Annotated in this window: 19 protein-coding genes and 1 tRNA gene; 14 read left to right on the top strand and 6 right to left on the bottom strand. The window is 43.0% G+C overall.

Translation table 11 applies throughout. The annotated features are described in order from the left end of the window. The first annotated feature begins 76 nt into the window (after positions 1-76). Both CVU62_10280 and CVU62_10285 read left to right on the top strand, forming a co-directional pair. Complete coding sequence (locus CVU62_10280) at positions 77-2,257, top strand: hypothetical protein (GenBank protein ID PKN37369.1); 2,181 nt, start codon at positions 77-79, stop codon at positions 2,255-2,257. Positions 2,258-2,369: 112 nt separating this feature from the next. After that, positions 2,370-2,834, top strand: coding sequence for a two-component system response regulator (locus tag CVU62_10285; protein PKN37370.1), 465 nt, complete (start codon positions 2,370-2,372; stop codon positions 2,832-2,834). Here the strand turns inward: CVU62_10285 and CVU62_10290 are convergent. The 4 genes from CVU62_10290 to CVU62_10305 all read right to left on the bottom strand — a co-directional run bounded on the left by CVU62_10290 (position 2,831) and on the right by CVU62_10305 (position 5,172). Next, positions 2,831-3,403: a hypothetical protein gene (locus CVU62_10290; protein PKN37371.1), complete on the bottom strand. Its 573-nt coding sequence runs from the start codon at positions 3,401-3,403 to the stop codon at positions 2,831-2,833. The genes CVU62_10285 and CVU62_10290 overlap by 4 nt on opposite strands. 10 nt (positions 3,404-3,413) lie before the next feature. Further along, positions 3,414-4,133 carry a hypothetical protein gene (locus tag CVU62_10295; protein ID PKN37372.1) on the bottom strand — a complete coding sequence of 240 codons (720 nt, stop codon included), beginning with the start codon at positions 4,131-4,133 and terminating at the stop codon, positions 3,414-3,416. A 141-nt stretch (positions 4,134-4,274) separates the two neighbouring features. Beyond that, positions 4,275-4,853, bottom strand: coding sequence for a hypothetical protein (locus tag CVU62_10300; protein ID PKN37373.1), 579 nt, complete (start codon positions 4,851-4,853; stop codon positions 4,275-4,277). After that, a complete protein-coding gene (locus tag CVU62_10305; GenBank protein PKN37374.1) occupies positions 4,789-5,172 on the bottom strand; it encodes a hypothetical protein in 384 nt (127 codons plus the stop codon). The genes CVU62_10300 and CVU62_10305 overlap by 65 nt, the downstream gene beginning before the upstream one ends. A gap of 155 nt (positions 5,173-5,327) precedes the next feature. Here CVU62_10305 and CVU62_10310 point away from each other — a divergent pair, with 155 nt between their 5' ends. Further along, entirely contained in the window at positions 5,328-5,798 is a 471-nt protein-coding gene (locus CVU62_10310) for an alkyl hydroperoxide reductase (GenBank protein PKN37375.1), read from the top strand. A 142-nt stretch (positions 5,799-5,940) separates the two neighbouring features. Here CVU62_10310 and CVU62_10315 read toward each other — a convergent pair whose 3' ends face one another. Beyond that, on the bottom strand, positions 5,941-8,124 hold the full coding sequence (locus CVU62_10315; protein PKN37376.1) for a hypothetical protein: 2,184 nt from the start codon (positions 8,122-8,124) through the stop codon (positions 5,941-5,943). Between the two features lie 201 nt (positions 8,125-8,325). Between CVU62_10315 and CVU62_10320 the strand changes: the two genes are divergently transcribed. From CVU62_10320 to CVU62_10340, 5 genes are all read left to right on the top strand, one after another. Beyond that, positions 8,326-10,518, top strand: coding sequence for a hypothetical protein (locus tag CVU62_10320; GenBank protein ID PKN37377.1), 2,193 nt, complete (start codon positions 8,326-8,328; stop codon positions 10,516-10,518). A 141-nt stretch (positions 10,519-10,659) separates the two neighbouring features. Then, entirely contained in the window at positions 10,660-11,367 is a 708-nt protein-coding gene (locus CVU62_10325; GenBank protein ID PKN37378.1) for a hypothetical protein, read from the top strand. A 110-nt stretch (positions 11,368-11,477) separates the two neighbouring features. Beyond that, positions 11,478-12,824 carry a CoA transferase gene (locus CVU62_10330; GenBank protein PKN37379.1) on the top strand — a complete coding sequence of 449 codons (1,347 nt, stop codon included), beginning with the start codon at positions 11,478-11,480 and terminating at the stop codon, positions 12,822-12,824. Between the two features lie 121 nt (positions 12,825-12,945). Continuing rightward, complete coding sequence (locus CVU62_10335) at positions 12,946-14,124, top strand: cysteine desulfurase DndA (GenBank protein PKN37380.1); 1,179 nt, start codon at positions 12,946-12,948, stop codon at positions 14,122-14,124. Between the two features lie 186 nt (positions 14,125-14,310). Then, positions 14,311-16,002, top strand: coding sequence for a glutamine--tRNA ligase (locus tag CVU62_10340; GenBank protein PKN37381.1), 1,692 nt, complete (start codon positions 14,311-14,313; stop codon positions 16,000-16,002). Between the two features lie 2 nt (positions 16,003-16,004). Here the strand turns inward: CVU62_10340 and CVU62_10345 are convergent. Further along, a tRNA-Gln gene (locus CVU62_10345) sits at positions 16,005-16,078 on the bottom strand. A gap of 133 nt (positions 16,079-16,211) precedes the next feature. On the opposite strand from CVU62_10345, the gene CVU62_10350 reads away from it, so the two are divergent. The 6 genes from CVU62_10350 to CVU62_10375 all read left to right on the top strand — a co-directional run bounded on the left by CVU62_10350 (position 16,212) and on the right by CVU62_10375 (position 20,623). Then, complete coding sequence (locus CVU62_10350) at positions 16,212-16,946, top strand: 1-acyl-sn-glycerol-3-phosphate acyltransferase (GenBank protein PKN37382.1); 735 nt, start codon at positions 16,212-16,214, stop codon at positions 16,944-16,946. A 62-nt stretch (positions 16,947-17,008) separates the two neighbouring features. Continuing rightward, positions 17,009-17,425 (top strand): hypothetical protein, encoded by a 417-nt coding sequence (locus tag CVU62_10355; protein ID PKN37383.1) that lies wholly within the window; start codon positions 17,009-17,011, stop codon positions 17,423-17,425. 143 nt (positions 17,426-17,568) lie between these two features. Further along, a complete protein-coding gene (locus CVU62_10360; GenBank protein ID PKN37384.1) occupies positions 17,569-18,573 on the top strand; it encodes a hypothetical protein in 1,005 nt (334 codons plus the stop codon). Between the two features lie 6 nt (positions 18,574-18,579). Beyond that, positions 18,580-19,530, top strand: coding sequence for a hypothetical protein (locus CVU62_10365; protein ID PKN37385.1), 951 nt, complete (start codon positions 18,580-18,582; stop codon positions 19,528-19,530). Positions 19,531-19,649: 119 nt separating this feature from the next. Beyond that, entirely contained in the window at positions 19,650-19,877 is a 228-nt protein-coding gene (locus tag CVU62_10370; protein ID PKN37386.1) for a hypothetical protein, read from the top strand. Between the two features lie 62 nt (positions 19,878-19,939). Continuing rightward, on the top strand, positions 19,940-20,623 hold the full coding sequence (locus tag CVU62_10375) for an Ion channel (GenBank protein PKN37387.1): 684 nt from the start codon (positions 19,940-19,942) through the stop codon (positions 20,621-20,623). Positions 20,624-20,645: the final 22 nt, after the last annotated feature.

The following is a 20,645-nucleotide window of genomic DNA, read 5'->3' on the forward strand; positions in this document are numbered from 1 at the left end:
GTGAATGGTGAGGGGAACCCTTTTTCAACTCTTCTCATTTCGCGCTTCACACTTCACGAGTAATGAAGGTTAAACCATGATCAACTCAACGATAACAAGTAATACTCATGAACTCAAACAGATACCTGTGTGGAAGAATGCATCTTTCTGGCATATTACTGCCCTCATGGCGGCCTTTTCAGTATTTTACTACATGGATGTCATCATAGATTCTGAAGGCTGGGTGAATCTGCGTTATGATATTTTTTATACGGTTCATGATTTGCATCGGGCTTTTTTTCTTATACCAGTCATGTATGCGGCTTATGCATTCCGTATAAAGGGCATTGCAGTAACCAGCTTACTTTCATTACTCATCTTTCTTCCCCGCGCCCTTTTCGTGTCGCCTTATCCTAATCCCTTACTTCGAGCCTTAATCTTCATCATCAGTATGATTATCATGGGTGTGTTTCTGTCTTTACTCCTAAATAATATATCCGCACGCAAGAAGCTGGAGGAAGACTTATCGCAAGCTCAAAATGATTTGCTTAGCAAGCAGGCGGAAGACAAGCTCGCGTTGAACTCTCAACGCATGCAGGCGCTGCTTAAACTGAACCGAATGACGGAGGCGACGCTGAAGGAGATTACGGATTTCGCCCTGGAGGAAGCCGTAAGTTTGACCCAAAGCAAAATCGGTTATCTGGCGTTTGTCAATGAAGATGAGAGCGTTCTCACTATGCACTCATGGTCAAAATCTGCCATGGCGGAATGTGCCATTGACGAGAAACCGATCACATATCCTGTTGTCTCAACCGGGCTCTGGGGTGAAGCGGTAAGGCAGCGTAAACCTATCGTCACCAACAATTACGCTGCCGCCAACCCGTTGAAAAAAGGCTATCCGCAAGGCCATGTAATTTTGAAACGGCATATGAACATTCCCATATTCGTCGGCACCCGGATAGTCATTGTAGCGGGTGTAGGCAACAAAGATGAAGATTACGATCATGGCGACATCGAGCAGTTGACCCTGCTGATGGAAGGCATGTGGAGGATAATCGAGCGCCAACGGATAGAGCATGACCTTCACAAAAGCGAAGAGAGATACCGGCGCATCACAGACAATATGAGCGACTTCGTAAGCGAAATAGATCCTCAAGGGATTTTCAGATATAACAGCCCTTCCATACGCAGAATCCTGGGGTACGATCCGGAAGAACTTATCGGCAGTTGTGCCTTTGACCTCGTTCATCCCGAAGACCGCGAATACGTCATAGCAAGATACATGGAAGGAATTAATACTTTATCGGACAGAGATGTAGAGCAACGTTATCGATGTAAAGATGGTAATTATATCTGGCTGCGTTCATCAGGCCACCCCTTATACGAATCTACCGGAGAGCATATCGGAATGATCGTCAACAGTAATGATATCACGGAGCGCAAGCTGGCTGAAGAAAAAATACATCAGCTGAATGTAGAACTGGAACAAAAAGTAGCCGAACGGACAAGGGCATTGCATGATAGCCAACTGGCTCTTCTGAATCTGGTGGATGACCTGAATCAAAGCGCAAAAAACACTGCTTTAGCCACCCGGAAACTGGAGGAAACCAATAATGAGCTTAAGGCGTTTAGCTATTCTGTTTCCCACGATTTACGCGCACCGCTCAGGAGCATTGACGGATTCAGTCTGGCGCTCATGGAAGACTATCAGGAAACGCTTGATGATACTGGTAAGAATTACCTCAATAAGATCCGTGCGGCAACACAGCATATGGGATTGCTCATCGAAGACATGCTGAAATTATCCAGGATATCTCATGCCGAATTCCAACATGAATCAATTGATTTGAGTAATTTAGTTCAGTCAATTGCACAGACAATTCAGCATAACAATCCTGATAAAGACATAAAAATGATTATCCAGAAAGACATCATTATCAAGGGTGATCGCAACTCTATGGAGATCGCCCTGACAAACCTGATCGAAAATGCATGGAAGTTCACCGGCAAACAAAAACAACCTTTAATTGAATTCGGTATGACTCTCACGGAAGATAAGAAAGTCTTTTTCATTCGAGACAACGGTGTGGGCTTTAATATGGCTTATACGAATAAGCTGTTTGGGGCTTTCCAGCGCTTGCATTCAACAGATGAATTTCCCGGCACGGGAATTGGATTGGCAACAGTAAAAAGAATTATCACCCGCCACGGAGGTCAAATCTGGGCGGAAGGAGAAGTAGGCAAAGGAGCAACTTTTTTCTTCACAATACCAGAGTGAAGAATAGTGAAGAGTGAAACGTAAAAGGTGAAAAGAAAGAACCGGTGAAACTTGAAATACTAAATACTTTTCACCATTCACTTTTCACTCTTCGTTTTACAAGGAGTTTACGATGGAAGAAAAAATTATTCTACTGGTAGAGGATAATCCCGATGATGTCGAATTGACTATACGGGCATTCAATAAAAATCATATCTCCAACAAGATGATCGTCGCCAATAACGGTGTGGAAGCCCTGGATTATCTGTTTGGAAATGGAATGTATGCAGAACGGGAGATAAAGGATTTGCCCATTCTTATTATTCTGGATTTAAACCTCCCCAAAATTAACGGATTGGAAGTACTCAAGGCCATCCGCCAAAACGAGCTCACCAAACTATTGCCGGTAGTCATTCTCACTTCTTCCAATCAGGAGGATGAAGTGATCGCTTGTTACAAACTGGGCGCCAATAGTTATCTTCCCAAACCGGTTGACTTTATAGAATTCATGGAAACTGTTAAATTGCTAGGCCTTTACTGGCTTTTAAGGAATGAACCGCCTCCTTTGGCAAAATATGCTGACGTGAAGGATTCTTAAAAGTGAAATCGAGAACATCTCACGCGCCCCAACTGATCAAAACTTATTCCTTCCTTCTCCAGTAAAGCCCGCTTCATTTCAGATCCACTCTGAAAACCTCCAAGGTGAAAATTGGAAAGGATTGTCCGGTGACAAGGCACGATCAAAGGGAAAGGATTGCCAGCCAAAACGTTGCCCACCGCCCGTGCTCCACCAAGTGCACCTGCATGCGCAGCGACGAGTCCGTAAGTACTGACAGAACCGCGCGGAATTGCGTGTTGCGCGCGAAGAACTGACTGCTGAAATTTTGAACACTGAGATAAATCGACGAGATTCAGAGAAAACTTGATGTTCTCTCCTTCAAGATAAGCCTTAATGGAAGAAGCTATCGTGTCAATTTCAGTGCAAGAGGATATTCTGGAATCAGAAAAACGCATTGCCACCCGATTTTCAGCCGCAAACTCCGGTCTGGAAAGTAGAATATGGAAAATCCGTGGGATTTTTCTTGATACATGCCAGATGACACAAACAGTTCCGAACGGGGTTGGTTTTATAATCTTTTTATTCATTTGGCAAACGATTACGTTCATAGATTTGGCCTCACTGTGTTGCGCCAGATGTTGGGTTGGAATGCTGGCTAACGATCGTCTTATCCTTCTGCCGTTTTTTAGGAATTAAATAAAAAATGCCAATTAGCAGAACAATTGTCAACTGCTGATACGCACCTTTGAAAAAAGCCCACGTAAGCATCATTAAAAACGGCAAAGCAAGAGTCATCAAATGAATGCGAACTATTTCGTTGGATTTGAAAGGAAGTACTATTCTTTGCCACGCGTTTTTTTGCATAAAATCCTCCGCGTTGGTGATAAGCACTATCAGTATCATCGGCCAGTATATCTGTGCAAGATAAGTTACCGGTGTGAAAAAATCAGAATTGATAAAACCGTTCCTGCCGAAAAGATTTAAAGGCTGCATTTCGGCAAATACTGAAAGAAAAAGTCCGTAAAAAGAGAATATCCAACAGTAAATATAAAGCGCGACAAAGCCAATAAGCAAAGTCACCGGAATAATTCCCAGAGTAAACATCTCTGGAGAAATATTTTTAATGAAGGGAACTTTTTCGTCATAATAATTCTTGTTCGCTCTGGAGTTCAGCATGATTTGAAAGACCGCTGTAATGACGCATGTCCACGAATAAAAAAAACCAGCCAGCCAAACACACCAGCAAAATTCCTGCACCGCCCATTTCTGAACAATGGCTAAATAAGAAGTCAGACCAAAGGCAATTAGACTAACTGCAAAATTAAGAAATGATTTCATGGTTGACTATTATCTTTATAAAAGCATTGTCATTCCCGTCCCGCATGCGCGGGATTTTACTCCGTCGGAAATCCAGTAATAACTAGGAGTTAAAATTAAGATGTCGGAGATTGTGCTTCATTATTTAAAGTTGAATGTGTATTAAATGATGGTTTCCAGTATTTCCACTACGCTCTTCACACATTGTTTGCATACTTTATTAAGATAATCGTTTTCTTTGAATATCTTCTGCCCTTCTTCCGTTGTCAACTCGCAACCATTTAACAATTGACGGCAAATATAGGTGCCGTGCCTTTGGGAAAACTGATTCATAAGTTCTCTTATCTTTATATAAGCATTATCGGTTACTTTCCGGTCTTCGTTTTCTCCCCGGCCGTATTTGGCGCTTATGACCATTATCCCCCCGCTCACCGCGCCGCAGACTTCCTCTTTTCTTCCCATGCCCGCACCGAACCCGCAGGCAATCTTGAGGGCTTTATCCTTATCTAAATTGAGATCGTCACAAAAAGAAAAAAGAACTGCCTGCGCGCAGTTATAACCGCCAACAAATTTGGCAATCGCTTGTTCACTTCTATCCATGACTACTCCACATTCGTTATTAAGCATATTACGTTTTATTTCAGCGGTTCCGTTAGGTGTCCGCTGAAATGTTCCGTTATTCATTCTCTTTGCCCAATAACCAAAGCTTGGCTTCCTCAACACTTGAAAATATTCCACCATTTACCAAACCGCGATTTTTTATGACAACAGTTTCAACGAATTCGATTCCCTTGGCGGTTTCCTTCACCTGATTTACCCATGCAATACGATGCTTTAATGTCAGTCCCACCAACTCTAATATCTTGATGTGATTGAAAGCATCCATTGTGGACAATTCATCAGTGGTATAGTTCTCCCCAAGAATATTGAAGCAGTTATATTGATCGCACATCGCCTTTACACGCCGCCACAAATCAAGGGAGATATCATAATTGTTCTTACCGTAGTGCCGCACATGAATGTAATTGTCTTTGTATTCAATGATTATCTCATCGCGCATCTTACGTCCTCCTTCTTTATTCCGACAGCGAGCTATCCGTCTTAATTGAAACCATTTTTACGTTATTCAACAATAAATTTCAATACTTCTTTTGCATCTTGAAATTAAGACAAATGCGAGTATATTTAGCATAAAGACTAAGGAGGGCAGACATTATGGCTAGAGTCGAGCTAAATGTTCAGGCGCCGGATTTTATGCTGGACAATTTCAATGGTAAGAGCGTCTCTCTTTCCGGCTTTAAAAACAAAAAAAATGTCATGGTGGTTTTCAACCGCGGATTCTTTTGACCTTTCTGCCGCGCGCACATGGCGCAGTTGCGCCAGGATTATGATAAATTTGTGAAGCTGGATACGGAAATTCTCGTTGCCGGACCGGAAAATGCCGAGGCTTTTAAAAATTATTGGGAAAAAGAAAAACTACCTTTTATCGGTTTGCCCGATCCCGAACACAAAGTTTTGAAATTGTACGGTCAGGAGGTTAAGATATTCAAATTGGGCAGAATGCCCGCGCAGGTGATGATTGATAAATCCGGCAAGGTTCGGTTTGTTCATTACGGCCATTCGATGTCGGACATTCCAGCTAATGAAGAAATTATTAATCTGATTGAAACACAATTGTTAAAATGAAAGTTCTGGATACAGGCCTGTGCCGGTATGACGATGGTGACTGGATTTACACTTGAAACGTTTCGGACTATTCGGTGCACAATCCTTGCAATTTCCACCTCCATCACTGCGTGACACCTCCGCCAGCGGAGGACAGTCTTTTCTATTCATTCATCGCGTTTACTTTTGCTTTGGCTTCGTCGCTTAAGAAATTCCACAGGCCTATTTTTTGGAGTGTCTCTACTTTAGGAATGCCCGTCTCGCTCCAGCCGCGCTGCGTATAATAGACACCGATTAATTTCTTGAGTTCTTTTTTGCGATGGTTCATCAGGATTTCGCGCTTTTCGGCAGTTGGCATTTTCTGAATTTCATCAAGAGGCTTGTTCAAGATGGATTTGAGTTGCCCGTCGTTGTAATCTTTTTCATTCTCGTAAAGAACATCCTCCGTGGGGCCAATTGCCCTGTCGGGAATCCAGTCATGTTCGCCTGTTGTTTTCTCAAAAGCCATCATATTCATTATACGCTGCAAATTAATATCGCGGTCGGTCTGCTCAAATATCTGCTCCCAAGTCATATTAGTGCCCAGCATGCCGTTATAGAAATCGGCGTAGATTTCTTGCGAGGCGGGATTGATGTAGATATCGGTATCCTTGCGATTACTGGAGTCGGGATTGAAGACATCCACCCACGGCAGTTTGCACAAACCCAGATTGTCGTTGCCCAAACGTACACGCGGATAAGTAATTAAAGCATTCGCCTTTGCTTCAAAAGTGGGAAACGCTCCCAGCAAATCAACCTTGATGAGCCAGGCAGCGGCATGATGCGCACCGATATCGCTCGCCGCTGCATAAGAGCCCTGCATGGACAGCGACCGGTGCGTTCTGTAAAGTGAAAAAGGCAGGCCTTTGACCTGCATGGCAAATTGTTCCAGTTCTTTGCGGGGATTTGGTTTGCCGGTTCGGGCGGAATATCTTTCGCCAATCCAACTGATGAGTTCCAACATGCCTAAGCCCGCAATACTCGTCAGCGCTGTCTTGCGGTACGCTGTATCATGGATAAACTGCAGTGCGGCCTGTTCATCGCCCCATTTCAATTCAAAGCCATCCGTATCTTCTTTAGTCAGATAACCGCGCTGGTAGCATTCCATGACAAAAGCCATGATCACTGCGGTAGTGATTGTATCGATACCGTAATTATCGCAGTGCCAGTTGGCCTCCATGATGAATTCGGGATTCCACATGCCCAGGTTGGAGCCGAAACCGGCCGCAGTTTCGTATTCGGGGCCGTCAACCCAAACTTTTTTGCCTTTGTGCTCACCGGAAGCCAGAGTTACCCAGCCACCCTTGGTGCATCTCAGATTACAACCGGGGAAACAGCCGTCCATACCCCGGTGATCAAAAAGATGTTCGGCATAATTTTTCCCGCAGATTTGTCCCGCCCGCGGATCTGAACCATACTGGTAATTATTAACAGGCAGAGATTGATAATCGTCCTTATTCATAAAAGCAATGAGTCCGGCCGATCCCTTGCGGTACATCTTAAGCGATTGCGGATCGACCTCTTTAACAATCTTGTGCAGCTTGGAACCGGATTGCTTAACCTTTTCCCAATCCGCCGCGCCGTAAGGATTTTCTCCATGCGGATAACCGGAGAGCACTACAATCGACCTGATATTTTTATTAATCATTACCGTGCCCAGTCCGGTGCGCCCTGCCTGTTTTGTTCTGAACAAGCCCTTGGTTCCGTCCACAGGTTTTACCGCATCATAGTAATGGCTATTGATGCAGCCGTACGATGTATTGGCGGCGCCAAGACCTGTCGTCAGAAAAACCATGTCTTTCTTCTCATAACCTTCCTGAAAAAATTTCTCCACAATTGCTTTTTCCAGATCGAAGACCTGATCAATCGCCGGAGTTTCGGTTATGTATATTTCGCTTTTAAAATCATCGATGACAATCATGGCATTTTTTGCGCTGATGCCCGTAATCTCGAGGGCATCAAAACCGGCGTATTTTAGATAAGCGCCGAAATGGCCGCCGAAATTGGAAACACCCGGAATATGGGTGAGCGGAGACAACGAAATTGCCATGCATTTACTTGTTCCCGGAAACTGCGGAATACCACCCAGCGGCCCCGGAGAAAAAATCAGCGGATTTGCCGCATCGTCGGCCTTTGTTTTCGCATTAATTATTTTATGCAGAAGATAAAGCCCCAATCCCCTGCCGCCAATGAAAAAATCGCGAACGTGTTCATCAAGCGACCGCGGTTCGATTTTGCCGGTTCCCAAATCTATGGTCAGGACTTGGTTGGCATAACCGTGGGAAAGCGACTTTTTTGTATATTTCATTTTTAAACCCCTGAAAAATAATTGTCGCACATTAGAGTAATATTAATAAAAAATCAAGGTTGACTTTAAATAATTCATGGGTAAAGTTAAAACAAAAGTAAATAAAATCATGTTTTTTATAGAATATCGTATTTATTAACTTTAAGGATTAAACAGCAGCTTTAGCAGTTCTTATTTCGCTCTTCACCGAAGGAAAGGATTTTGACTGTGGCAGGAAATGTGGAATCTAAAATAAACCATCATCCATCACTCCGTGTGTTAATTGTGGAGGATTCGGAAAACGACTTGTTACTGATGATCCGTGAGCTGAAAAAAGGCGGATTCAATCCGGTTTATGAACGGGTGGAAACCTCCGTCACAATGAGAAAAGCACTCAAAGAGAAGCAATGGGACATTATTCTTTGTGATTATAAACTGCCGCAATTCAGTGCGCCTTCAGCCATTGCCTTATTACAAGAACTAAACATCGACATTCCAATTCTTATAATATCAGGCAAGATCGGAGAAGACACTGCCGCGGAATGCATGCTCCTAGGCGCTCAGGATTATATCATGAAGAACAATATGTCCCGTCTCTGTCCAGCCATAGCCAGAGAATTAGACGAAGCCTATTCAAGACGCAAACGAATGCAGATGGAACAAGCGCTGCTCCATAGTCAGGAGAAATACCAAAACATCCTGGAAAATATCGAAGACGGTTATTACGAAGTTGATCTTGCCGGCAATTTTACCTTTTTCAACGGTTCATTATGCCGAATCATGGGGTATTCCAGTGAAGAAATGATGGGCATGAATAACCGGCAATATACGGATAAAGAAGGAGCAAAAAAACTTTTTGAGACTTTTAATCAAGTTTATAAAACAGGGGAACCCACCAAAGAGTTCGATTGGCAGATTATCAGAAAAGACGGCACCAAAAGACACATTGAAGCATCTGTTTCGTTACTTAAAGATTTTTCAGGCAAGCCAACAGGATTTAGAGGAATTGTACGCGATATTACCGAACGTAAGCTGGCGGATCAGTCACTGCGGGAGAGTGAAAAATATTTCAAGGAGATTACAGAAAACTCTTCAGACATAATTGTCATCACTGATAAAAACGGAAACATAAAATATTGCAGTCGTTCTATCGAGCGTTTTTCCGGATACAAACCTGAGGAACTAATCGGTAAAAGCGGGTTCATATTTATTCATCCGGATGAAGTTGAGCGTGCCATCCAGGATTTTAGTGAGGCTATTCAGATAAAAGATTCCCCGATCCCCCCCAATGCCTTCCGCATAGTGCATAAGGATGGCTCGGTGCGTTATTTTGAAGGAATGGGGAAAAATCTTTTAGACAATCCATCAGTTGCAGGTATCGTCATGAATATCCATGATGTAACCGACCGTAAGCAGGCTGAAGAGGCACTGCGAAAAAGTGAAACAAAATATCGACACCTTGTAGAAGATGCGCACGAGGGAATCTTCCAATCAACCGTGGAAGGTCGCCATATTACCGTAAACCAGGCCTTTGCGAATATACTTGGATATGAATCACCGGAAGACGTCGTAAAAAATATTAACGACATTGCTCATCAAGTCTACGTAAACCCGGAAGACCGCGCAAAAATACTTCAGGCTATTGACAAAGAAGGTTCGGTAAAAGGTTATGAGGCGGAGTTCTACCGAAAAGACGGCAGCAAAACATGGGTATCTATCAACATGCACGCTATACGGGACGATCAGGGACATCTACTTTACTATCAGGGTATTGATCAAGACGTTACAGATAGAAAAAAGATGGAAAAGGAACGTCATGAAAATATCGAACGCCTGCGTAGATCTCTGGGTGCTACTATTAACGCTATGGCTGTAACCGTGGAAACACGGGATCCATACACGGCAGGTCATCAACGGAGAGTAGCTGATCTGGCGAGAGCCATTGCATCGGAAATGAAACTTACCAGCGAACAAATCGATGGCATTCGTATGGCCAGTATGATTCATGACATCGGCAAGATATCTATTCCTTCCGAAATTCTTGCCAAACCGACAAAATTGACCGAGCTGGAATTTAGTTTAATTAAAACACATTCTCAATCAGGTTATAATATTCTGAAAGATATTGATTTCCTCTGGCCTGTCGCCCAAATTATCCTGCAACATCACGAACGCATAAATGGATCGGGTTATCCAAACGGGTTAATGGGAAAGCAAATTCTTCTGGAATCTCAGATTTTAGCCGTAGCCGATGTAGTGGAAGCTATCTCTTCACACAGGCCTTACCGCCCTGCCTTTGGCATTAACATAGCGTTGAATGAAATTACTAAAAACAGAGGAATTCTTTATAACCCGGATATAGTAGATGCTTGTCTGCGGCTTTTCGGCGAGAAATTCTTCAAATTCGCCGTTTGATAATGTTCTGTTAAGTACTGCTTTAAAGCAATTCAGTGGTTAATATTTCTTGACATACAAGATTGAAATTCCTATGCTTCAAACGCCGACAAGCAACGTCTTATCAAATAAATATATTAAATGTCATCAAGGGAGAAATGAATGACGAACGATTTAACCGTTTACGCAAAATATATATTCCTGGATATTGTTAAATACTCAACTCGTTCTGTAGAGGGCCAAACAGCCGTTATTAAAGCTTTGAATAAGATAGTCGAACAGGTTGCTAATGAATACAAGATAGATGCCGATCATGCGATTTATATTCCCACCGGTGACGGTATGTGTATCGGACTTATAAATGTGACCAATCCATATGATATTCATATCCGTATCTCCCTGGATATTTTGAAATTGATCAAAGAATATAATAAAAAAGAAAAAGACCCAATGCGTAAGTTTGACATCAGAATCGGAATAAATGAAAATGACGATAATTTAGTTATCGATATAAATGGCAAAAGAAATTTTGCCGGCAGCGGCATCAATATCGCCCAAAGAATAATGAATTGCGGCGATGCGAACATGATCCTCGTTTCTTCATCTGTCAAAGACCGGCTATCGGCAAGAGATGCCTATTTAAATAAATTTAAGGGTTATAAAGTTACTATTAAACATGGTGAAAAAATAACCGTATACCAATTTATTGATAGCATTCGTTACCTTTCTGTTGACACTCCCTCAGCTATTTTGAAAGAAGAAAAAAGAAGAAAAAACAAGATGTACACAAAACCTCTTGGCCTTCTATTTGGTTACATCTCGGATAAGTTATCGGATAAGTTAAAAAATAAAGACACAAAAACTAATTGATTTGATGCCAATAGATCATTATCCGCTCGACAGCGGATAACGTGTTTTAGAAATCTACCTGCACTACCTTTTTTATTTACCCCCCGTTAATATTTTATTTTGTTCATATTATGAAAAATATTTCATTTTATGAGCAATATTTCATTGACATAGAAGACCTGTTTTATTATTCTCCCTTCACAAATAATAAATGCTTTATCCAAACAATCCAAGCTGAAGAGAGGAGACCAACCATGACAATTTCCAATGGACCACTTCACGGAATTCGAATACTGGATTTGACACAGGCCCATGCCGGACCATTTGGCACCATGCTTCTGGGAGACTTGGGAGCTGAAATCATCCGGATCGAACCGCCAACGGGCGACATGACACGGATGGGCGAAACCAGGATGAATATACTTTTATACTATCCTATGGCACTGGGACGAAACAAGAAAAGCATTGTGCTGGATATGAGTTCAGAAGTTGGAAAGCAGGCGTTTTACGATCTGGTCAAAGTTTCCGACGTGGTAGTCTCCAATTACCGTCCCGGTGTTTCAGAGCGTTTAGGAATAGACTACGAAACGCTTAAGAAAATCAATCCCAAGATCATTCGCAGCAACATCAGCGGATATGGTGAAACAGGACCCTCAGCGTTACTACCTTCTTACGACATAATCGCCTGCGGACAAAGCGGAGTTTTGAGTCTTTCAGGTGAACCTGGAAGGTCTCCGGTGATTCCCGGCGGTATCGCTCTTGCAGACATGCTCGGCGGCACCATGGCGGCTTTCAATATTCTGGCCGCCCTTGTCAAAAGAAACAAGGATGGCATTGGAATGCCGGTGCAAACCAATCTGTTGGATTGTCTGCTCACCTTTCAGCAGGTGATGTTCCAGATGTACTTTTCCTTAAACAAAGTGCCCGGTCTTCAGGGAAACCGGCATCCGATCATGACTCCCTACGGAATCTATCCGACAAAAGACGGACACATTACTTTCGGGCCTTCGGATTCGGACAAGATTATCAGTCTCACCGGTCTGGAATGGATGCTGGAGGATGAACGGTTTAAAAACACGATGTCCCGCATCATGAACCGCGGTGAATTCGAAAAATACTTCGAAGAGGCCCTGCTCCAGAAGACCACTCAGGAATGGCTTGCCCTGCTCCGGGACGCAAACGATATTGCTTGTGGCGCTGTTGTAGATTATCCCCAGGTTCTCGAGGACCCTCAGGTCAAGCATAACCAGATGATTTTGGAAATGGAGCTCAACGGTGAAAAATATAAAACTATTGCTTCGATGTTTAAGATGCCCGGAATTCTCGAAGGAACACCGGACCCTCCAGCCGATCTGGGACAACATACTGAAACTGTTTTAAAGAATCTTTTAGGTTACTCCGAAAGTCAGGTGGAAGCAATTCAAAAGCAAAATGAGGCGGCTGTGCCGGAATTGAAAAAACGCCTGAAGAAGCTCTGATTGCGAGTAATGAAAAGATCAAGATGGTCTCGGGTACAAATTTAAATATACGACCAGTGAAGCCTTTATTGATTTTGCCCGGTATCTGAAGACGGCAGGGCATTCTTGATGGAGTAAAAACATGATAGCAACACCTGTATATCTTGATTGCAATGCCACATCTCCACTTGACCCTGAAGTGCGTGAAATGTTTTTTAGATTTCTTACCGAAGAACATGGGAATGAAGGCAGTAGTACCCATGTATTCGGGACTCAATCCAAACAGGCGGTAAGAAAGGCTAGAGAGCAAATTGCAGCGGTTGTATCTGCAAAGCATGATGATGTTATTTTTACAAGTGGCGCCACCGAGAGCAATAACCTCGCTATCCTTGGGTTACGTTCCTTTGGTCAAGAACAGGGTAAGCGGCATATTATAACAACACAAATCGAGCATAAAGCAGTCTTAGAACCATGCCGGGCTTTAGAGAATGATGGCTTCGAGATCACGTATCTGCCTGTCGCCAGGAGTGGAGCCGTCGATCTGGATGCGATCTGTGCAGCCCTGCGATCAGATACTCTTTTGATATCGGTCATGCATGTTAATAACGAGACCGGAATACGTCAGCCGCTCGACGAAATTGCAGAAGTTCTCAATGGTCACGACGCATTTTTTCATACTGATGCAGCGCAAGGCTTTGGCAAAGATCTAGAGCCGCTGCATAATCCCAGGATCGATCTCATCAGTATCAGCGGCCACAAGATATATGCTCCTATGGGAATTGGAGCACTGATCACTCGCCGACGTAAGTATAACCGTCCACCGACAAATCCCTTGTTATATCCACAAATCACTCCCCTGGTCTATGGCGGAGGGCAGGAACGCGGTCTAAGATCAGGAACTTTACCCGTGGCTTTAATCGTGGCGCTTGGTGCAGCCGCTGAGATAGCGGTGCGCGATCATGAAAAACGCCTTCAAGCATGTAAAGAATTCAGGAGAAAGGCACTCGAGGCATTAGCCCCACTTGATGTTACGCTGACAGGCCAACAATCATTGGTAATGGACCATGTACTAAATATATCTTTTCCAGGCCTGGATGCTGATGTTCTGCTTGTCGCCTTGAAAGATCTTATTGCCATCTCCGACGGATCAGCTTGTACCTCCAGCCGTCATGGTCATGCGCCCCGCTCCACCTCGCACGTCCTTAAAGCCATGGGCATGAATGATGATGAAGCAAATGCTTGTATCCGACTCAGCTGCTGCCACTTGACGCCAGAGGTTGACTGGTCAGCCGTAGTAAACAGGATACGTGCTCTACAATAAACCTATTACTTCATCTATGAAAATTAGATTTACTGCGCAATCGAATCCTGTCTTTTATACACACCTTTGGCAATATTTTGTTTGTAGGCATCACTGAATTAAGTTTCTCCCTTGATATATTTCCATAAATATTATAGCGTTTACCGTGTATTTTTTTTATGGAATTGAAGGAGTTTTAATTTACTAATGACGGAAGTTGCAAGCTCAAATCCCTCTGATTTTATCCGCGATATCATCGACAACGATTTAAAAACCAACAAAAATGATGGAAAAATTGCTACCCGTTTCCCGCCGGAACCCAACGGTTATATCCATATTGGACACGCCAAGTCCGTATGCCTCAATTTCGGTCTTGCCCGGCAGTATCAGGGCACCTGCAATCTCAGGTTGGATGACACTGATCCCGCCGGAGAATCCATGGAATTCGTCGAATCGATCATCCGTGATATCCGCTGGCTGGGATTCGACTGGGATGATCGTCTTTTTTATTCCTCCGATTATTTCGAAAAGCTTTATCAGTTTGCCGTTGAACTCATCAAATCCGGCAATGCTTATGTCTGCAGCCTGAGCCCCGACGAAATCAGAGAACATCGCGGAACTTTCACCGAACCGGGAAAAGATAGCCCTTACCGCAACCGCTCCGTGGAAGAAAATCTTGATTTTTTTCAAAGAATGCGGGCGGGTGAATTCGCCGACGGAGCCCACGTACTGCGCGCCAAAATCGACATGGCCTCGCCGAATATTGTCATGCGCGATCCCGTAATCTTCCGCATCAAACGCGAGCCCCATTACCGCACTGGAACAGAATGGGTCATCTACCCCATGTACGACTTCGCGCACTGTCTTTCCGACGCTTTGGAAGGTATTACTCACTCTATATGTACGCTGGAATTTGAAAACAACCGACCTCTCTACGACTGGATAGTGGAGCGACTCATCACCGGAAACCGTCCGCAGCAAATTGAATTTGCACGCCTTAGTTTGAGCTATACGGTTCTGAGCAAACGCAGGCTGATTGAACTGGTGGAAAAGAACTATGTAAAAGGATGGGATGATCCGCGCATGCCCACCGTTTCAGGAATGCGCCGCCGGGGCTACACACCGGAGGCTATCCGGAATTTTTGCGCTCAGATCGGCGTAGCCAAAAACGATAACCTGATTGATGTGGCCCTGCTGGAGCATTGTGTCCGTGAAGACCTCAACGAGCACGCACCCAGAGTGATGTGTGTTTTACGCCCCCTTCGCGTCGTCATCGACAACTATCCCGAAAATCAAGTGGAGCAAATAGAGTGCGCCAACCATCCGCAAATACCAGAAATGAGTACGCGAAAGATTTCCTTTTCAAAAATAATTTATGTAGAGCGCGACGACTTCATGGAAAATCCGCCGAAAAAATATCATCGGCTGGGTCCGGGACGTAAAGTCCGCCTCCGAAATGCATACGTTATAAAATTCGAGAGCATGGTGAAAGACGATAAAACCGGCGAAATTATGGAACTGCACTGCAGTTATGATCCGGCAACTCTCAACGGTCCGCCGGCTGACGGACACAAAGTACCAGGCGTTATCCACTGGGTATCGGCCGAACATTGTGTTCCCGCCGAGGTACGCTTGTACGACCGTTTGTTCAATATTGAAAATCCGGGAAGCGAAGAAGACTTCATCGAATATCTGAATTCAAATTCTTTAGAAACTCTGATGACCTGCTATGCTGAGCAGAACCTGAAAAGCGCCGCACCAGGAAGTCAGTTTCAATTCGAAAGACTGGGGTATTTTTGCATGGACACGAAGGATTCAAAAAAAGGAAAACCTGTTTTCAACAGAATTGTACCGCTTAGGGATTCGTGGGCTAAGATTGCCGGAGGTGGAAAAAAATAAAATGGCTGGGGAATAAGGATTCGAACCTTAATAAACGGAGTCAGAGTCCGTTGTCCTACCATTGAACGATTCCCCAGCAGAAAATGTTAAGAAACACCGCCTGTACGGCTCTTTTTTAGGAACCAGTTTTCAGGCGGCGTGAATATAATGCTAATGATTTCTTATGTCAACAAATTTTCTTCACAAGTATCTGTTAAGGAGATTGTACTATGAAATCAATATACAAGATAATATGTGTTACATGGCTTGGTCTTTGGGCAGCACTTGCAACAGTTATCCTTTGTATTTTCATTATACCCGCAGGAATGCTAAGCCGTACCGGTAATCTGGCTTTCTCTCTGTCAAAGCTCTGGGCATACACAATGCTTGCCGTTTCCTTCGTTCGCACAGGAATAAAAAACAAGGATAAGATCCAAAAAGGAACTTCATACATCATTATTTCCAATCACCAGTCGCATTATGATATCATTACATTGGTTACTAGGTTGGATATTCAATTCCGTTGGATCATTAAAAAGGAAATTCTCAAAATCCCTATTTTCGGATACGGATTGAATGCTTCGCGAAACATCTTCATTGAACGCACCAATACTACCAGCGCAATTGATAGCATCAACAAAGGATTTGATCGTTTACCCAATGGTGTGAGCGTGATGGTGTTTGCCGAAGGAACCAGGTCGCCCGATGGTCAAATTCACGAATTCAAAAAGGGCGGATTCGTAGCAGCCGTCCAGCGGAAGATTCCCATCCTGCCGGTTACAGTCAATGGAAGCAGGCGCGTCATGCGTAAGGGAAGTTTTATCTTGAAGCCGGGAAAAATCCAGGTCGTCGTAGGTGACCCTATAGATACCAGCAGTTACACCTCCGAAACAATCCCGGAACTTATAAACAAAACACGTCAGGTGATCATAGCGAATTTTAATCCCGAATACACGGGTAAATAAAACAGGCTCTTGTTTGTAATAAGGCGTTGTGCCTGATATTATTTTTTAAAGGAGGTAAAACAATGCTGTTATCCAAGAATTTTTATCGACTGATGTTTTTCTTCGGTGCACTCTGGAATTTTTCTTTTGCCCTTCCGGGACTTCTTTTCCCCGAATTCAGCATTAAACTCACTTTCGGAACAGAAATGGATCAATCCCTGTTGCTGGGGAACTACTATGCCCACAGTATGTATTTATTTTGGTGGGGTATAGTACTTATTTACGGTATCGGATATTATCTGGTATCACGTGATGTAAATAAAAACAGAGGAATCGTATGGATGGGAGTAATCGGGAAACTCTGCTTCTTCTTTTTCCTGACCTATTCCTATCTAACCGGAAAGTCAACTATTCTGTCTTTTCTTGGCGGCATGGGTGATTTTATTTTCACTATATTATTTTTGAATTTCCTGTGGCAAACACGAAACGAAGCGATTTAGTTTAGTGATCACCCTTCGTCAAGGATAATAGAACTGAATTTAAAAGCACAAATCAGATTGTTGTTATAAAGTACTTTGATGCATAAAATTCTGGCGTATTTTTTTATCTTATTATCTGCAAACAGGCAAGAAAGGTAGTCATAGTGGCATATTTTGTAATAATGGGCAACGCTACCGAATATTGCGATGTGATGTGCAATGAAATCATCGGTAGAGAAAATGTCTTGTTCATAAATAAAGCGAACAATTTTAAATCGGACCTCTTCAAATCACTTGATCTCCTGATGCAAAAAATAAGTACAAAAACAAATCTCCCCCTTTTCTCATCCGTCCGTTTTAAAAATTATTTTTGTGGCGTTCTCTTACCCGAGAGAAAAGATATTTGTCTCATAATCTTCGATTCTAATGCTCATGCCAGAGATAAAATGTTCTTAAAACACATCAAAAAAAAATATAATGCGAAGCTCGTTTTATACGTGATGAATCCGACTTCCGCGATAGAATTAAATCCGGAATTATGCAGTAATTATTACGATTCGGTATTTACCGTATTTGCCCATGATGCTGATTACTATGGATGGCACGCATGCAACCACATCTATGCAAAAATACCGGAGGAAGAACTGGCAGGCTGTAATAGCGGCTATGACGCCGATGTTTTTTTTATCGGCAGGGCAAAAAATAGATTGCAAAAAATACTCCGTGTGTATGAGTATCTGGCTGGCCATGATATAAAATGCGATTTTCATATAGTTGAAGTCAATGAAAAAGAAAATCGCCATGCCGTTGATATCAATTACAATAAGTGGTTGCCTTACAAAGAAATGCTTCGACGCATGCGCCGAAGCAGGTGTGTATTGGAAATATTGCAAAAGCCCGGTGAAGGCCCGACACTCAGAACAACCGAAGCGATCGTATACAACAAAAAAATAATTACAAATGATTTGGGAGCGGTATCCAATCCTTTTTATGATGACAGATTTGTGCACATATTCGACGATCCGGGAAATATTAATCTGAGTTTCATCAAAGAGAACATTGAACCGCACTATAATTATCGGGGAGAATATTCCGCAAATAACTTTTTAAAGCGTGTTGATGAAATTCTTTTCAAAGATCATCTGCTTCCCGGGCAAAGCTCGATTTGAGGGCGCATGGACGATTCCGAAAAAATAAAGAAACTTATCGAAGACTATGAAAAGGCACAGTGTGTTATCGATTACTTAAATCTTCAACACAATGAAGTCAAACTATCCGACGAGTATATGCTTGGCAGGAAGATAAGGACTTCCTGGTGGTTACGTTTTATCGGTACCGCATATGATATCGGCAGATCAATAAAATCAAAAATCCCTTACGAATCGCGTTCGTCGGGAAATACTCCCGCTCTTAAATACAACATTAAGCACAAGGATACGCTAGCTCTTTATGATTACAAAATTGCAATCTACACATGCATAATCGGCAAATATGACAACCTTCAGGAGCCTTTGTTCAAATCGGACAATGTGGATTATATTATTGTCACCGATGGTCATTTTCCTTCAACCGGCACGTGGAAAGGTATAGATATACGCACAATCGATGGAATACCGCCACTCGATGCTACCCGTATCACGCGATACATAAAATTGCACCCTCACCTCTTTCTGAATGACTACGATTATTCGATGTACATCGATGCAAACATACAAACTGTCGGAGATATGCGGTATCTTATTCATCTTTTGAATCAATATGGCTTCATCTCCAATTTGCACCGTCACAGAGATTGCCTATATGAAGAAATAGAAGCGTGCATACGCCTTAAAAAGGATGATCCGCAAATAATGCGAAAACAAATTGACTCATATCGAAGCGCGGCAATGCCCGAAAATTATGGTTTGATCGAGGCCAATCTACTTGTTAGAGATCATCATAACCCGGCATGCATAGAAATAATGGAAAAATGGTGGCAGGAAATTGCAAAACACAGTTGCCGTGATCAACTCAGCCTGCCTTTTGTACTTTGGAAGATGGGAATCTCAGTTCCGGAAATCGGACAAATCAGTAACAATGTGTACAAAATGCCGCTAATGCGGATTCATCCGCACTTGAAAGGATAATACTTTTGTTATAATATCCACAAAAACATTCTTTGCTTTTGTGCCGGCAAAATATAGATTTATAAATTTAAAGATATTTGAAATATCTAATTATAGAAAGCAATTTAAAGGAGGCAATAATGGCAAAAACAAAAGCGACTGCAAAATCAGCAAAACCTAAAATTTCAGAAATGGATCGCAAGTTGGCAGCATTCTGTCTTGTTTGTCCGGTATGCAGTCATGCCCGTAAAAAACAGCAAGGTCTGGCGTTTACGTTTGTCCAAAAAATTGAAGGCAACCTGTGTCCTTTTTGCAGGGCTTATGAACGCGTTTACGGTAAAAAAGCTCACCAGCCGATTCGTAAATAAGATAAATTAAATGCTTGCAGCTATTAATTAATTTACCGAAGCCTGAGGACAAAAGTACAGCTATGGATAGCAATACTTCTTCTATAAACTGGAGTACTATCGCGCGGCACCACCCATCAGCATTTCTTCTTGCAGCACAACTTTTAAGTTTGGCCCTTTATGTGGCACTGGGAGATGTTCCCAGCGGCCCATTTTTTCTCGGCGCTTTCGGAATGCTGATCCTTCTTTTGGTTGTTTGGGTTGTCATTCACAGCCCGGCAATCAACTGGATTGCCTGGATTATCGCGGGAATGGTGATTTTACTATCAATTTTGTCATGGCTTACGTCCAACCCGTCTATGTTTATATGGGCAACGTTCCTGGAGGCCGCATTATATTTTTATGGAGCTGGCGGTTTAATAACCTATATGATGGGTGATGAACACGTTACTACCGACGATTTGTTTGCTGCCGGCGCTACATTTACTCTGATTGCCTGGGGATTTGCCTATCTTTATCTGGTATGCCAGGCATGGAGTCCGCAAGCCTTCGCTTATGGAACACATCCTAAAGAACCCCTGAATTTTATCGAACTGCTTTTTTTGAGTTTTTCCAATCTTTCGGCTACAGGTTTAAGCGATATCGTTCCGATTTCTTCGCCATCGCGTGTTCTGGTAATGCTGGAGCAGTTTGCCGGTGTCGCCTACATAGCCGTGGTGGTCTCGCGGTTAATCGGACTGACAATCACCCGTCGTCAGGATAAATGAACATTATAACTAAAATGTTCGA

The sequence above is a fragment of the Deltaproteobacteria bacterium HGW-Deltaproteobacteria-2 genome (assembly GCA_002840505.1).
Lineage (GTDB): Bacteria > Desulfobacterota > Syntrophia > Syntrophales > Smithellaceae > Smithella.

Excerpts from the sequence above, each read along its gene's own strand:
- CVU62_10280 (PKN37369.1), top strand. The coding sequence starts at position 77 with ATGATCAACTCAACGATAACAAGTAATACTCATGAACTCAAACAGATA.
- CVU62_10285 (PKN37370.1), top strand. The coding sequence starts at position 2,370 with ATGGAAGAAAAAATTATTCTACTGGTAGAGGATAATCCCGATGATGTC.
- CVU62_10290 (PKN37371.1), bottom strand. The coding sequence starts at position 3,403 with ATGAACGTAATCGTTTGCCAAATGAATAAAAAGATTATAAAACCAACC.
- CVU62_10295 (PKN37372.1), bottom strand. The coding sequence starts at position 4,133 with ATGAAATCATTTCTTAATTTTGCAGTTAGTCTAATTGCCTTTGGTCTG.
- CVU62_10300 (PKN37373.1), bottom strand. The coding sequence starts at position 4,853 with ATGGTGGAATATTTTCAAGTGTTGAGGAAGCCAAGCTTTGGTTATTGG.
- CVU62_10305 (PKN37374.1), bottom strand. The coding sequence starts at position 5,172 with ATGCGCGATGAGATAATCATTGAATACAAAGACAATTACATTCATGTG.
- CVU62_10315 (PKN37376.1), bottom strand. The coding sequence starts at position 8,124 with ATGAAATATACAAAAAAGTCGCTTTCCCACGGTTATGCCAACCAAGTC.
- CVU62_10325 (PKN37378.1), top strand. The coding sequence starts at position 10,660 with ATGACGAACGATTTAACCGTTTACGCAAAATATATATTCCTGGATATT.
- CVU62_10330 (PKN37379.1), top strand. The coding sequence starts at position 11,478 with ATGAAAAATATTTCATTTTATGAGCAATATTTCATTGACATAGAAGAC.
- CVU62_10335 (PKN37380.1), top strand. The coding sequence starts at position 12,946 with ATGATAGCAACACCTGTATATCTTGATTGCAATGCCACATCTCCACTT.
- CVU62_10340 (PKN37381.1), top strand. The coding sequence starts at position 14,311 with ATGACGGAAGTTGCAAGCTCAAATCCCTCTGATTTTATCCGCGATATC.
- CVU62_10350 (PKN37382.1), top strand. The coding sequence starts at position 16,212 with ATGAAATCAATATACAAGATAATATGTGTTACATGGCTTGGTCTTTGG.
- CVU62_10355 (PKN37383.1), top strand. The coding sequence starts at position 17,009 with ATGCTGTTATCCAAGAATTTTTATCGACTGATGTTTTTCTTCGGTGCA.
- CVU62_10365 (PKN37385.1), top strand. The coding sequence starts at position 18,580 with ATGGACGATTCCGAAAAAATAAAGAAACTTATCGAAGACTATGAAAAG.
- CVU62_10370 (PKN37386.1), top strand. The coding sequence starts at position 19,650 with ATGGCAAAAACAAAAGCGACTGCAAAATCAGCAAAACCTAAAATTTCA.
- CVU62_10375 (PKN37387.1), top strand. The coding sequence starts at position 19,940 with ATGGATAGCAATACTTCTTCTATAAACTGGAGTACTATCGCGCGGCAC.